7 protein-coding genes are annotated in these 14823 nt (G+C 58.5%); all 7 read right to left on the reverse strand.

What is annotated here, in order from left to right; all coding sequences use genetic code 11:
- The 7 genes from IP582_RS12975 to IP582_RS13005 all read right to left on the reverse strand — a co-directional run bounded on the left by IP582_RS12975 (position 1) and on the right by IP582_RS13005 (position 14823).
- Positions 1–1416: an ATP-binding protein gene (locus tag IP582_RS12975; protein ID WP_193793407.1), complete on the reverse strand. Its 1416-nt coding sequence runs from the start codon at positions 1414–1416 to the stop codon at positions 1–3.
- A 107-nt stretch (positions 1417–1523) separates the two neighbouring features.
- Positions 1524–2747 (reverse strand): hypothetical protein, encoded by a 1224-nt coding sequence (locus IP582_RS12980; protein WP_193793408.1) that lies wholly within the window; start codon positions 2745–2747, stop codon positions 1524–1526.
- A 19-nt stretch (positions 2748–2766) separates the two neighbouring features.
- Entirely contained in the window at positions 2767–4509 is a 1743-nt protein-coding gene (locus IP582_RS12985; protein ID WP_193793409.1) for a hypothetical protein, read from the reverse strand.
- A 62-nt stretch (positions 4510–4571) separates the two neighbouring features.
- Positions 4572–7883 carry a contractile injection system tape measure protein gene (locus IP582_RS12990; RefSeq protein ID WP_193793410.1) on the reverse strand — a complete coding sequence of 1104 codons (3312 nt, stop codon included), beginning with the start codon at positions 7881–7883 and terminating at the stop codon, positions 4572–4574.
- Entirely contained in the window at positions 7870–10722 is a 2853-nt protein-coding gene (locus IP582_RS12995) for a hypothetical protein (RefSeq protein ID WP_193793411.1), read from the reverse strand. Before IP582_RS12995 ends, IP582_RS12990 begins: the two co-directional genes overlap by 14 nt.
- Entirely contained in the window at positions 10722–14405 is a 3684-nt protein-coding gene (locus tag IP582_RS13000; protein WP_193793412.1) for a hypothetical protein, read from the reverse strand. The genes IP582_RS12995 and IP582_RS13000 overlap by 1 nt, the downstream gene beginning before the upstream one ends.
- Entirely contained in the window at positions 14389–14823 is a 435-nt protein-coding gene (locus tag IP582_RS13005) for a GPW/gp25 family protein (RefSeq protein ID WP_079497384.1), read from the reverse strand. Before IP582_RS13005 ends, IP582_RS13000 begins: the two co-directional genes overlap by 17 nt.

Genomic DNA, 14823 nt, shown 5'->3' on the forward strand with positions numbered 1-14823 from the left:
TTAGGGCTCTTGCGGCGGCGAAAACGGCGATGCGCCAGAAGACGAAAAACGCATCGTTTTGTTCTCTTTGTGAAACTCCTGACGAATACCGCCGATCAATTCATCGCGGTACACCACACGCTGGTCATGGCTGATGGCCTGTAGCGCGCACTGGCGTAAAACGTTGATGATTTGCCCCCCGGAGAGTTCAAAATCATCGGCAATTTGCACCAAATCAATGTCGTCGCCTAATTCACACACATCCTCAAACGCCTGCTGCCAGAGCAGTAAACGTTCATCAGGGCCGGGTAAGGTAAACTCGACCATGTTCTGGAAGCGACGGGTAAAGGCCTCATCCATATTGGCTTTAAGGTTGGTGGCCAGAATCACCGTGCCGGGGAAATCTTCGATGCGCTGCAACAGATAACCTGTTAGCTGGTTGGCATGGCGGTCGTTTGAGGATTGCGTGGCGGTACGCTTGCCGAACAGAGCGTCTGCCTCATCAAAAAAGAGGATCCAGTTTTTATGGCTCGCGGCGTCAAAGACACGGGAGAGGTTTTTCTCCGTTTCGCCAATGTACTTTGAGACCACCATCGCCAAATCCACCCGGTAGACCTCGCGTTCACTCACCTTTGCCAGCAATGCGGCAGTGAGCGTTTTCCCGGTCCCTGGTGGGCCATAAAAGAGCGCGCGATAGCCCGGTTTCACTTTCCGATCCAGTTGCCAGTCTTGCATCAGGGTATCGCCGTAGGTAAGCCAGGCGCGGATCTCGTCGACTTTCGCCATCACACGATCATCTAACACCAGCTCATTCCACTGTAGCGGCGTCTCCAGAGGGTGAGCGGGAAAGTCCATACTCATCTCCGGGCGCGGATGCTGGCCGGTGATAAGAAATGTCAGCCACGGTTCATTCAGGCGATAGACCCCGGCCCACGCGGGTAACGCCGGGTCGGCAGGCATCAGTGTCGTGACCTGCTCAGCCATAAAACGGTGTCGGGGCGAGAGAATATGCATGGTCTCAAGCCGCCAGGCCGGGTCGTTTCCCGCTAACAAAAAGTTGAGCGTCTGCCCGGTAGGCACAAACCCGCTGAACGCTTTATCCGTCACCCCGCCAAATTCACTGAACCCGCGATCGGTATGCTGATTAAGCCCAAACAGCCGGTCCAGCGCGTCGGGGCGAATAGCGGGTGCCAGTGTCAGCGCCAGCGCCAGCCGCTCGAAAACATTAAGCTCCCAGTGCAGCACTAAATCAGCGTAGACGCTGCTGTGCCGTTCAAGCGCCGGAGGGGCTATTTCCAGCCAGTGGTTTTCATGCCCCGGCTGGCGCAGATAACAGCGAATGACCTGTTCAATGACTTGTGCTAGCCAGCCCGTTTCACGATAAAGCGCGGCAATATTGTGCTCCGGGGCAATCACGCGATGCCTGGTTGACGTCATGTTCTCTGTACCTCGTTAATCTGTCGTCTGGCCCGTTGACGCCGCGTCACGGCCGGGGCGCGATCCTAAGACCGGCCCGGCAGATAAACGCGACCCCTGCCGAATCGTTACGCGGCAAAGGCTGCCGCTTTTGCCGCCCCCAGCCCGGCATTTAACGAATTGAGTGACGCCGTGGCACGGGCCAGCTCGGATTTTGCAGACTCCAGTTGGGTATTTGCCATATTGCTGGCCGCCAGGGCCGACTGATAACGTTCAACGGCGCGCTGATAACCGCGTTGAATCAGGGTATAGAGCGCGTTGTCCTGCTGGCTGCGAATGACAATATTGAGTTGGGCGATATAGAAATCCGCCTGGCGGGTCAGATTGTTCAGCGTTTCGCTGGAGTCGCGATACTCCTGACGTGCGGTATCCATCGCCAGCCGGGCCTGGATAGCCTCCTGTTGCAGACTCAGTACACGCTCGGACAGTTCTTCGTTCCTGCTCTGCGCTGAAACACTCTCCGTGTCATTTGAGGTGACACTGTCACCTGACGCATTATCCGCAGACACAGCGCTGGCGGACGCTTCAAAGGTGACAGGCCTGTTGAGCTGCCCCAGTTGCGCTTCATATTTCTGGGTCTTCTCATTTTGCAGGGACATCAGGTTTTGGTTCTCCCGCTGTGCTTTACCCAGCGCTTTGAGCACCTTCTCAACACTTTTTATGACCGCATTCACCCGTTTGTGCGCGAGGCTCTCCTGAACATCCGAAGAGGTTCCCGTCAACAGGGTCAGCCACTGCTGCGCCTGTCTGGCTTCCAGTGCCGACACGCTGCCTGCCTGATCCACCGAGGCTGCGCTGGCATAGCTGCTTTGTAGCGCCGTCAGGGTTAATGCGACGGCGTTATTGGCATCGCTTGTGGCCTGGTTTAATACGGCGACCAGCGCATCGGGAATCACGTTGTTCGCCGCTTTCTGGCGATTAACAAATCCCGAGAGTTTCTCCACCACGTCTGCGGAAAAGATCAACTGTTCGATCAGTTCCGCCATGTGGTTGCTCGTCTCCCTGACGTTTCTCAGACTCTTGTCCGTCTGCTGGCTGACCAGAATGGAGTAACGCTGCAGCGTCTCGACGTTAGCCACCAGGGTTTTAGCCTGATTCAGGTTCGCCAGCGCCGCGTCTTTTTTACTGTCGGCATCGGTCAACAGTGCAGCGAAATTGGCCTGTTTCGCCGTCAGAGACGTCACCACAGTCGTCAGTTGATTAACCCGAAATTGCGCTTTATTCACCTGACTTGTCAGCGCGTCAATCTCGGCATTCTTCTGTTCGGCAATGCCATTTTTCATGCTTTTCATCCTCTGCGCTCCTTACGGGTTAACTTTCGGTGGGGTGTTCGTTGTTATCGCCACTGGCGCTGGGGGCCGCGGCGGCCGCTTTCGCGACAACGGGCGCATCCTCACGACTGCCCGCCAGCGGAATCAGCGTTTCCGCCTTCGCGCCGAACGCCAATGTGCTACTCCATGCATTCGCGTTGATGTTGATGGCTGACGGCACCGCCAGCACCACCGGCAGGTATTCGATACCGGGTGCCAACAGCGCGCCAAAGTTGTCGGTCATGTCGTCCGGGATAACCGCTTTCATACTGCGCTCGAGTCCTCCCGCAACCAGTTGCGTACTGCTGCAATGCGCCACACGGTAATTGGCGCCCGGCACCTGTTCGGCAATCGCTTTATTGAAGTAAAAACCGATCGCCGCATCGCCACTTTGTGCATCGGTGTCCTCACTCGTCATAAAACCTCCGGTCAACGGCTGTCCTGAGTGCAATAACATGACGCGAAACTCCTGTTGGGTGATGTCTTCACTCAGCGGCGGTAGCGTAAACAGCACCGATTTTTTGTCCGGGCTAAAGGCAATGCCTTTTGCCTGGCCAAGCGGGGCCTGCAGGGTGACGGGGAGCGAAACACAGGAGAGGATATTATTGAATGAATTGATATATTTCTGATAAGGCAGGCTCAGCACGACATATACGCCAGCCACGTAACTGACGCCTGCGGCCAATAAATCACCGTCAATATCCGCGACCGCTGACCCTGATGCGCTCACCGGCAGCACTACCTGCCAGCCGTCATCTGCGGTCACCGCATGGAAATATTTCGTCTGCTCGGTATTAAACAGCGCCTCTATCTGTTCGAGTTTCACGCTCCCGGCATTTTCCGCTTTCGCGATAAAGACATAATGTTCAGGATTCGCGGCAGGAATAGTGATGTCGCTTGCCAGATGGATCCCCGCGCCTTCCGGCCAGGTGGTAAAAGGTTGCTGATACGGATCCAGACTCACGGCAATGCCGTCAAATGTGCCGGTGACGCTGGCGATGAGATTGAAGTTAAGCGCCCGATTGCAGTCCTCTACCGCGCTGTTAATAGCGCGCATTTCGCGCCCGGTATCCTCCAGTACCCCTTCAGCCAGCTTCTCAGCATTGCTGGCCGATGCAAGCGTGGTTTGCCCGGCAACGACCTGCTGGGAAAGTGCGCTAAACTGAGCGTTGGCCGCCCCCTGCACCGTTTTCAGTGCCGCACGGGCCAGCGCGGATTGATTCACCAGATCGGTGGCAATCACTTCGGAGCTTGCCGCGGCGGCGTCCATCGCCAGCCGGGTGATGTACTCCGCATGATTGGCGGTCGTGCGGATAAAGCTATTGGCTTCGAGCGTCTTTCGGTAGATATCCGTGCCGTAACAGGCGGCTGCGGCAATGTTTAACGCACTGCCCAGTTCCGCCGCCAGCGTCGAAATCGCCTTCGCCGCTGCCTGAATGCCCGCCGCCGTGGAGGCGCTATTGGTGACGGTGGTCGCGGTGGCCTGTTGCACCAGCTTTGCCGACGCGTCCAGATTGGTCGCCAGGTTATCGCACGCCACCCCCTGCTCGCTTATCAAACGGCTGGCCAGCAGTTGTTGTTTTACCTCCGTCAGACCCTCATAGGCGTTGAGCTGTGCGCCCTGTGCATAGTACAAACTGTATTGCGCGCTGCAGTTCTGCGATTGCAGTTGCTGCTGCTGCGCGTACAGGCCCGCAAGGGTATTTCCAGCGGCGCTCTGCACGTTTTCCCGGTACGAGTTCATCGTTTCACCTTCCCCTTCGTTCGTTGATTAACGTTCCACGGCTTACCCCGTCACAGCGCCGCTCAAATCGGCCAGGTGACATAAATCGGTTTGCCCATCCACGGCAATCGCACAATGGTGTATGACAACGACGAACGACGGATGAGAATGTCGTAAGCGCGTCGCTCTACCACCAGATCCCAGTGCTCACTTTTTTCTGTCAGGGTGCCGCCCCTGACCAGCCAGTTACCCTGAAATCCCGCCACGGATGTTGTGCCAATAGCGGGCCAGTACTGCGCCACCGCCTGAATCAGGCTGTGGACGATCTCTGTCTCGTTGCTGTTGATCTCGATACCGCTTTCCAGCGGCTGGGCGAGTGGCAGTCCACACAACACTTTGTTCAGCATCAGGTGATGCTCTTCGCTGTCGGATTGCCCGCAAATGAGGTATTGCAGGTAGTGCGTAGCCGCCCGTTGTGAGCTGGCGTTGACAAACTGATCGTGATGAATGAGTTTCAGGCGCTCAAAAAGCGGCTTGATATAGCTTTGCAGCAGCACGATGCCCGCGTTATTGATAATCATCGGCCCAGGACCTGGCCTGGGTTGCGGTGATGAAACGCCCGGCACATCCAATGTTTCGCTGGCGATCGCGGTCTGTTCTTCTGCCGCAAAAGGTAGCGTCCGGCTTGCACATTCAAGGTGATATCGCAGACTGCGGCTGGCAGGCAGACCGGGCGCGCTGAGCGCACCGCGCAACTGCGCCACTGTACAATCCCCGTGGCGTAATAGCCGCCAGCAGAATTGGTTAATAAGCCAGGAGGCATCTACCTCCCCGGCGCGGGTCAACCACCCTTCCAGTAAACCGGCCAGCAACAACGCCTGACGGACAGCCTGGCTGATAAAGGGCAACGGCAGCGCCGGAAGAAGCAGACAAAGTTCGCGCAGCACACTGGCACTGACAGGCGCATGTTGACCCGCAGAAGTAAAAATCTCACACAACTGCGCCAGCGAGAGGTGGTTTAGCAACCGGTAGCGTACCGCTGGCTGGTCAAAGCATGGTGCAACCACCCGCCGAAACCCTTTGAGGTCATGCCGTATTAAGCCATGCAACCATGCGTCGACAGGCATTGACGCCGTCATCACCTGTGCGGGCAGCACGCCGGAAAGCAACCAGCGCGTTAGCGCATCCTGGTATTCGTCTGGCTCGTCGGGTTGATCTGCCCGTTCCCGTTCAGGAGAAGGCGCGACATCCGGCACCGCCAGCATATCCGCCACCTGGCGGCGCGGCAGGTGAACTTGTGTTGCGCCACGCCGGCGCTCGTCCATTGCCGGAGGTTGAACCTCTGACGGCGCCAGCGGATAGAGTGCAGCGTCTAATTTCCCCTCGCTCCGATCGGTCCGGGCGTTTTGCTGCCAGCGGCGGACCATCTCAGTGCTCGTGGTCGCCGTCTGGCGAGCGAGGAGCGTCCACACTCGCGACAGCCACTGTCCGGGCGTCAGGGTGCCACCCGCATGCCCGAACAGCGCCTGGAATAGCGTGATGACGAGGATGTTATCCGCCACCGTTACCCCGGACTGCGTCAACCGTCCCTGTCGGTTCCAGCGGCGCAGCGTATCCAGCAGTGCCAGCGCCGGAGCGCTTAAGTCTGGTGACAGCAGCCGCATCAGCCGATGCAGCGTAGAGAGCGTGGCTTCACCCTGCACGGTCAAAATGGCCAGCAGACGACGGGCCAGAACCTGTTCATCAACGCTGCCGGTACGCGACTGGCGTATCACCGCCAGCAGCGCACCGGGCGGTGAAGGCATCAGCAGCAATGCGCGTAGCGCAATCAACGCTGTCCGGGAAGTCGCATCCTGGCTGGGGTGTCCACTCAAGGTAAAACGCCCGTAACGCAGATAATCACGTAGCGGTTGCCAGCGATGACTGCCCGCATGGTGTCGCTTACGCTGCTGCTGGACCAGCTCGTGCAAAATGACCAGCAGTTCAAAATGGCCAGGATGCGGTTGAGGCACGGCGGCCTGCATTAGCATCGTCAGCAACAGAACATAGTCCATGCCAGTACGGGCGCTGATAGCCATCAGGGTTTCCTGCACGAACTGACGGCGACTGAAATGGCTACCGGAATTGACCAGTAACCACGCCAGCAACACCTCCCAGATAAGCCGTCGCGGCTGATGGCGCTGGCGCAACAGCGCCTGGGTGCGCGTAATGTGCGTCATAATAAAGCGGTGATCGCGCGGCTCCAGCACGGCGACCAGTTGCGCCAGTTGCGGCGTACTTAACCGCTGTAACAGGTAATCACGCACCTGCGACGCTCGCCCTTCCTCACGCAGGATGCCCGCCGTACGCGCCCGGTCTTTCGCAGCAAGTTGCGCCAGCAGTTCCGCCAGATGGACCACATCACCATTATGCCGCCAGTTATCCGCGCGATGGTGCAACAGCCGCTGGAACTGAGACCACAGGTCATCGTCATTCGGCTGCGTCATCGCAGGCGCGGGCTCGCGGGTCTCTTCATGTTGTAAATCGGCCAGCACCTGCAAAAAGAGCGGTGCGACACGCCCGCTTATCTGCAAGCGTTCAACCGCCTGGGCCAGGCCTGCCACAAGCTGGCGGAAATCCAGTTGATAGTGCTGCGCCATTTGCCAGAGTGTGGCGCGGACAAACTGGCGGGTATTGAATAAGCTTCCACGCTCAACCAGCAGATGGGTCAGGATCCAGTACCATAGCTGTCCGCTAAACCCGCTGTCCTGGCGTAGTACGATGCGTTGTTGTTGCTGGCAGGCAATGACCCTGTCGGCATAGTGGCAGATAAACCCCGCATGCCACGGCTCAAGCCGCCTGATGGTCTGACGGATCTGTTTGTCGCTCCATTGCCAGGCCATGCGCCGCCGCGCAACCTCCCTCTGTCCCACGTCGCGGATAAGCCGGGTGAAAGGCTGCGCATCCCCTTGTAACAGTTGCGCCACCAGTGGCAGCAACGAGAGACGCTCACTGCGCCACCAGGGCGACGTGCCGTGCAGTAAAAACCAGCGCAACGCGTCCAAATCGGTCATCTCGCCCGCCACCATGTGACCCGGCAATACCGATGACGGAAGAAAACGCACCTCCTGGCGGTGAAACGCCCGACTTAGCGCCTCCTCCAGCGCGGCTTCAAACCGCTGCGCTAACGTCTCGTCCAGGGTATCAAGATCGATGGTCCCCAAATCCAGCTCAAGCGACGCAATGCGCCAGCGCTCGGTGGTCGGGCAGTGGCGGTCGAAAAAGCGCGTCAGGATCGCGGGCATCACCTGCTGGCTCCACTGGCTGATTGCGTTTTGCAACGCGACGCCGCTTGCGGGGTGATCGAAGCGCGTCTGCCATTCACAGCGGGCGATCATATGCTCAGGCACCGTCATCTGCCCCCCCGTTGTCCCCGGTATGCAGGGCATTGAGAAGCGCCGTCGTCGCCTGTGGCGCAAAAGCTGGAGGGGATTGTGTCACGTCCGGTAGACGCAGGTTGTACCACTGACACCAGGCGTTGATAAGCATCGTCATTTGCCCAAGATTGCACTGCCGAATGTCCAGAGCGATATGCCCCGGCCAGTGCAACTGCCGCAGCATATCCAGACTCTGCAAAAAGGCAGGATCACGGGTTAGCGTCACATAATCCGGCAGCACCAACGTGGCGGATAGTCCACTCATCGGCGCCTTGTCATCCGGCGGAATTGCAGACGGGTGTGTTTGCAGTAAACCCTGTTCAACCAGCACCATGCCCTGGCGTACGCCCCCCAGCCAGGCCAGTTGATCAACATACTGCTGCAGGTCACTGACCGTCAGTGACGGTGTATCCGGCAGTTGCAATACGCACCGGCTGCCGATGGATACCGCTAAACCCGCGGCGTTTTTTTCCAGCGACACATCACCGGTGATCGGGTCATCTCGTTCGGGTTGCCGGAACGGTGACGCGCGGCCTGCCGACAGCCACTCAACAAACAGCGGCTGTTGTAATAAGCGCACCAGAGTGGCGGCCAGCAGACGCAAATGTGCAGGCAGGCCCAACAAAATGGCGCATTTCAGTTCGAATGTGCTGAAATCGGCAAAGGCCTGCTCCGGTAAATGGCTCTGACGCTCCAGCCTGGCCAGATCCCATTGTCCGTCACGTTGACACACCCCGTCTTCATTGAGCACCCGTTCGATAATGCGAACATTGCCGTCTTCGCGCACAATCGCCTCTTTCAGCCGTAGCCGCCACTGGAGTATCGCCTGCAGGGTAAGAGGGACTTCATCGTTGCCTCTGGCCGGGAGGGTGGTTCTGGCGCACGCGGCGGTGATGGCTTGCGGGCTGTCGAAACTTTTCAGATATAAGGCATCAATTAACGGCACCATCGGCGGCGGACAGGCCATCTTCCACTGGCGATACGCCTCCTGTGAAAGGTGATAGCGCCCAGGCGGTGTTACGGGCGTGGCGCGCCAGCTATCGCCCGCCTGCGCCCGGCGGGAAGAGAGCGCCTGTAAATTCAGCAGCCAGGTGCTTTTCACCACGATCCGGGTTTTCAGCTTACCGCCAGACCACTGCAGAGCATCGATAATGGCGTTGTACACATCAGCCGGTTCACCGTGGCGCGCCAGAAGATGGCTGAGCATCTCATCACGGCGCTGCTCCGCGTTTTCTGTACTCTCCATCGCCTGTACCAGGCCATAGTGATACGCATTAAAGGGATCGCGCTGAAAACGTTGCCATGCCAGTTGTGTTTGCAGGCGGGCATCGGAGGGGTCATCCGGCGCGATATACTGAAAACGCTCGCCGCCCAGCAGCAGCGCCTGGACATCGGGCACGTTATACAACGGCTGGCAAAACAGGGTTTGAATAGCAGGCTGGTCGGGAATACCGCGTAGCGGATCTGGCCGGGTCAGTAAACTCCCGACATCCTCTGGCCCGGTGACGGGCGTTCGGGTGAAGCCAAACGAAAACAGATTGCCCAGATTGGCCAGTTGTGCGAACTGGTTGGCCATCACCTGGTCGAAAAGCATCAGGTACCCTTTGAGCTGCCGCGCCTGCGCTACCCGGTAGTCCGGCGTATCGGCCTGCAATGAGTTCGGCCCAATGGCATAAATATTAGGAAAGGTGTTCTGAACCGAGTAATAGGCCGCGATGTTGCGATAACGCCCACCCGGCAACGGGGGCGCGACATCAATTTTCGCATCAATGCTGCTGTTCTGGTGCCGGGCCTGCAGTTGTGCCAGCGCGTTCAGTGCCGCATGCTGCGCCGACGCCCCCGCAGTGGCCCCCTCTGTTTGCGTGGATGACGGCGTAAAACGCAGTCGCGCGACACAGCCTTCCTGTAGCGGAATGCTGTCGGGATCGTCGTTTTCCGTATCGCTAAACCGGCACCCCGCCACTCCCTGCACACCCTCAACGCCGCTGATACAGACCACAATATCCATCAGGCGGATAACGCTGCGTTTTTGTGCCGCAACAGTGCCATCCTGGATCCAGCCGTTATGCATTGCCGGCCCGTTGAAAATAGCGGAGGCATCCAGCCCCTGCGCCCGCAGCTCCCCATAGCCGCAGCGCGGGGCCAATGGCGCCACATAGCCCGCCAGCGCCTGGTTGATTTGCGCATATACCTGCTGCGCATCGGCATCCGGCGCCATAAACAACGTGGCGGTAACATTAATGACCTGCGCTTTCAGTAGCGTCGGCGCCAGGAACCCTTCACCGAGATTACGCTGGCCGTTAAGCAACCTGTCGATACGCGCCAGCAGGCGGTTTACGGCGTCGTCTTGCGCCGGGAGCGCTTTGTCCGCGACATCTACCGCCACCTGATACCAGCCGGTCGGCGCCTGCCCGCGCAGCAGCGGCGTCAGGTAGACGTTATCGACCTCCGACACGTTATCCAGCACCAGCCTCTGATAATCCTCAACGGTTATGGGGCCAGTGGTCAGAATCTCTTCGGCAGCAAAGAATTGCTGCGCCCAGGCAATACGTTGATCGGGGCCGGTAAGCACATCTTCAATGGGGAAGCTGTTCACATAGCCCAGTTCGGTCAGGGCATAGCAAAGCTGCTCAAGGATCGTCACACCCGGATCGCTGTCGTTGTAATTACTCCACGTCTGACCCGCCATCGCTTTGAGGTAGCGAATGCCTTCCTGTTTGAGAAAGGTGATGTTTTGATCCGCAGGCAGCGGGCCGGATTGAATGCTGTTTTGCGTCACCTGCTGCGCCAGCGGGATAGCCGGTATCATCTCGCTCATCACCAGGCCTCCGATAAGGTATTTTGCGGCATCGACAACGTTGCGCTGGCGGCGCGCGCAGGCCCGTCGTTATTCGCGCGGATAAACGTCAGTTGATGCGTCAAGGCCGACACCAGAACCCGCCGCGCGTCGGACGGGACCAGCAGGCCGTCTGTGGCAGGGTTTTCCTCGCCGTTGTCGGCATCTGGCTTGCACAGTTGCAGGCGCTGTACGGCGGCCACCCCGTCGAAGCTGGCTAAAAAGCTCAACACCGTGGCATAGCTGACCCCAAGCGACAGGGAGTATTGCACCTGCGCCGCATCTATCCACGGCGAAAGAAACAGCGTGATCCCCTGGTTCAGGGCATGCAGCAAATCGTTGGCATTGACCCATGCACCAATCACCAGGGTGGCTATCACCTGTACGGGTTCGTACTGCAAATTACAGACCGACGCCTGCGCCATCGCCGATAAGCGTCGGGAGAGGTATTGCTGGATCAGTTGCAAACCATCCGGCGATACCGCCGGGCGGAGCGCACCGATAGCGCCAGCGTTGTCATACCGTGGGATCACACCGACGCACAGATCGCCAGGCCGGGTCGTCGGCAACATCCGGGTATAAAACGCGTTGGGATACACCTCACGCGTCAGGGTCAGGCTATCCCACTGACTGCTCAGCCGATCTTTTGTCCTGAGCCGCTGGCTAACCCGTTGGCGAAACATAACAGGGTCTTCCGCCGGGCTGCCGCCGATAGCATCAAACGGCTGAATGACCCCGGCAATGGCGGGCTGAGTGATAAGCGGCGCGACAATACTGCCTGCCGGTAATTTTGGTTGCTCTCCCGGTGACAACGTCACGTCAAGCTGGCGTTGTACCCGCACCGCCAGCGTATTGCAGTACACCACCTGCACCCGCTGCGCGACATTTTGCGTCATTAACAGCCAGCCACACGGCTGCCCTGGCGTCACGGTCGCGCTTAACACCGCAGAGTCCAGCTCCATATCCTGTGGCAGGTCAAGCACCATAATGCCGGAACGGCGTAGCCCACCCGTCTCATCACTCACTACGCTGAGAGGTTGCCAGCCGTGAATACTCCAGTAAAAGAGTTGGATCTCAGCCGTCGCACCCTCCGGGTCGGCCTCTTGCGTCAGTTCAATAAACAGACTCAGACGGCACGGCACCACCACCTGTGCGAGAGAGAAAAAGAGTGAACCTGCTGCCTGATTAACGCCCTGGAAAAGCGCCAGCCCGGCAGCGTTAGTCGCACCAGGCTGTAATGCCATCGTCGCCAGCGAGATCTGTTCAGCCTCTTCCCCGGCAGCCTTACGAAAATAGCAGTAGTCCGTTAGCGTCCCCTGATGAATAAGCGTGAATGCGTTGTTTGCAGCCAGCGGCCGGGTGAAATCGAGATATTGGCTCGCCTGATAACTGACCAGCGCCCGATTGGCTTTTGGCACCCAGGGCAGGTTTGGCATCGGCGTGGTGTCGCTTTTGCCAAACAGCGACATCAGCGCTTTGGCATTCTCAAGGCTGATATCCGCCACCAGTTGCGGGTAGAGGTTAAAACCAAACCCCGGCCCTGGCGCAATCAGGGTCATCCGCATACCCGGCCCGGTTGATGCGCTCTCCATACTCCAGGCCAGGGCCGTCGGGAAGCGGAATGTCCAGGTACTGGAAGGCGCATTGAGGCAGGTTTTACCCGTCTCCTGTTGGGCAAACAGTCCGCCCGGAAGCTGCGGTTCTGTCGGGGAAAAAGTGTGTGGCGTGCTGTGTAGCCGCTGCCAGATCCGCTGCCACCACGAACGGCGAGCAGCCGATTCTGGCGGTGGCGGCGCGTCATCAGAAGGCGGCACAATCGTTAGCATCGCCGGTAATATCTGCCAGCCCATGGCGCTGTTCGCCTGCCAGGTCACGCGAAACGCGCTGTTACTCCAGGTTTTCGCCTCTTCGTCGTCTTCATCCGCCCAGTGGTTCCAGGTGGCGTAATAGCGGGCAAAGTCGGGCGGCGGGTTATCCCAGAACAGTTGCAGACTCAGCGTGGTGAGGGGCTTGCCGAACAACTCCGGCGCGTTGAGGTAGCAGTGATGCCCTACCTCCGGGATAGGGCCAAACACAGGCATGACTTTGTCAGCCACCAGCGGCCCGTTGTCGTTACTGAGGCTTAACGCCTCGCTCTGTGTCACGTTGACCGCTATGGTCAGACTGAGCAGCCTTGGCGGCTGGCGCAAATCGACCTTCGCAGGCATGGTAATCCGGCACCAGGGGGCGGTCATATCAAACGCCACGGGGGGCACGGCAGTGAAGGCCGAAACCGGTGGAAAGGCGCTGTTCAGGTTCAGTGTCAGCACCAGTTGTTGCGGTTTATCGCCCCGCTGCCACACGCCACAGGCTGTGGCATCCAGCCACTGTTGTGCGCCGCTTAAGGCGATTGCCGCACCCTGCCAGGCTTTGGGATCGACCGTCTGCGCAAAGGTAAAGGTCAGCGTCACTTCGCGTGCCCCGCCCGCCAGCCATAACATCGGGCTGGCAAAAGCGAACCCCTGGGTTTGTGTCTGTGGCGCGCGGTTCCCAAACCAGTCGCTGGCAAGGACCGTATTATCAGCGTCCCGACGGACCTGATTCGACGGAGCCAGCGTGTTCACATACTGCTGCCAGTCGCCATTGTCATCCTCTGCGTAGCGGCAACTGATTACCGGTCCGGGGCGGGCGGTGTTGATCTCTATCGGCTGTTGACTTGCAAAGATAATCGGCTGTTTTTGCGGGTCCTGGCCTGCCAGAAATGGCGTACCGGCAGGCAGTATCACCGGGGATATCCCCTCAACCGGCGTCAGACAGATCACCGTATGATCCGGCTGCGCCGTGCGTTGTTGCTGGTGCAAAAGCTGCTGATAGTAAAAGTCGAGATGACGGCCGCTAAAGGTGTTCAGGCCCGTCCGGGAAAATTCCAGCAGCCGGTTAAAGGCAATGATCAACGCCGTATCGGGGAAACCGTTCTGCTCTTCGCTTAATGCATCGAAAGCCTTGTTGGCATGGGTTATCACCTGAACGAAGAACGAAAAGACCTGCTGATAGAGTCTTTCAAGCGTACTCATGACCTCTTGCGGCGAACGTGGGTAGGAAAACTGCGCGCCGCGAAATTGCCACGCATCGCCAAACGCACTGAGATCCAGGCCCGGCAAGGTGCAATCAGGCCAGGCTTGCGCCAGCCAAATCTGCATATCCACCCGCCGCCACAGGCACGGCGAGAGGGTCGCGTTGACCTCCTCGCTAACGAATTTCTGCAATGGAAAGGTCACGGCGCTCTGCGGCAAATAGTGATGCCAGGTATTGATCTGCCCGAACATGCTGTCCAGAAGAGAAAACAGGTGCGCAACCGCCTGTTTATCTTCGGTATTCGGGGTGGCGGCGGCAGGCAGCGCCTGAAACTGTTTTAGCCGTTCCTGCAATTGGTTAAAACGAAAATGCAGGGGTTGATACGGCGTTTTACCGATCACTGCCAGCAGAATCGCGGGCTCTTTTAACACCAGCGCGCGCCAGTTTCCCGCCGCCTGGTTGTGCTCATCGTAAAAGACAATCAGATCCGCGATAGCGGCGACAAATGCCAGACGATCGCGCATATCACGGCCATCAATGGCAATGCTCTCGGGATCCAGTCGCCGGTTGATGTCGCCCGCCAGGGCGTCGATGTCAACGTTGATGCGCACCCTGCTGCTCCACGGTCAGATTAGTCCCTTCCAGCAGAGAGAACGGGAAGACATGGTTATGCCGCGAGTTGGTTTGCCTTATCAGATAACCGATATGGATCACCACCATGGCAGGCTCTGGCGTAAAAGAGACATCAATGGATTCAACGGTGATGCGCGGCTCGTCATTAAGCAGCGTGAGGCGCACGGACTGGATGATTTCGTCTTTAAGGGTCGCATCCGGCTGACGGAACAGAAAGCTACGCAATTCACTGCCGAAATAGGGCAGCAGGCAGCGTTCGCCGCGCGCGGTGCGCAGCACCAAATCGATCGACTGATTGATATTATCCTGCGCGCTGTTCATCGACACTTGCCGGATAGCCCCGGAAAATGCAGGGGGAAATTGCCAGCCGCGACCAAGAAAATCACTCTCACTCAT

The sequence above is a fragment of the Citrobacter sp. BDA59-3 genome (assembly GCF_015167655.1).
In the GTDB taxonomy this organism is placed as follows: domain Bacteria; phylum Pseudomonadota; class Gammaproteobacteria; order Enterobacterales; family Enterobacteriaceae; genus Phytobacter; species Phytobacter diazotrophicus.

Coding starts and splice junctions, on each gene's coding strand:
- IP582_RS12975 (WP_193793407.1), bottom strand. CDS start 1,416: ATGACGTCAACCAGGCATCGCGTGATTGCCCCGGAGCACAATATTGCC.
- IP582_RS12980 (WP_193793408.1), bottom strand. CDS start 2,747: ATGAAAAGCATGAAAAATGGCATTGCCGAACAGAAGAATGCCGAGATT.
- IP582_RS12985 (WP_193793409.1), bottom strand. CDS start 4,509: ATGAACTCGTACCGGGAAAACGTGCAGAGCGCCGCTGGAAATACCCTT.
- IP582_RS12990 (WP_193793410.1), bottom strand. CDS start 7,883: ATGACGGTGCCTGAGCATATGATCGCCCGCTGTGAATGGCAGACGCGC.
- IP582_RS12995 (WP_193793411.1), bottom strand. CDS start 10,722: ATGAGCGAGATGATACCGGCTATCCCGCTGGCGCAGCAGGTGACGCAA.
- IP582_RS13005 (WP_079497384.1), bottom strand. CDS start 14,823: ATGAGTGAGAGTGATTTTCTTGGTCGCGGCTGGCAATTTCCCCCTGCA.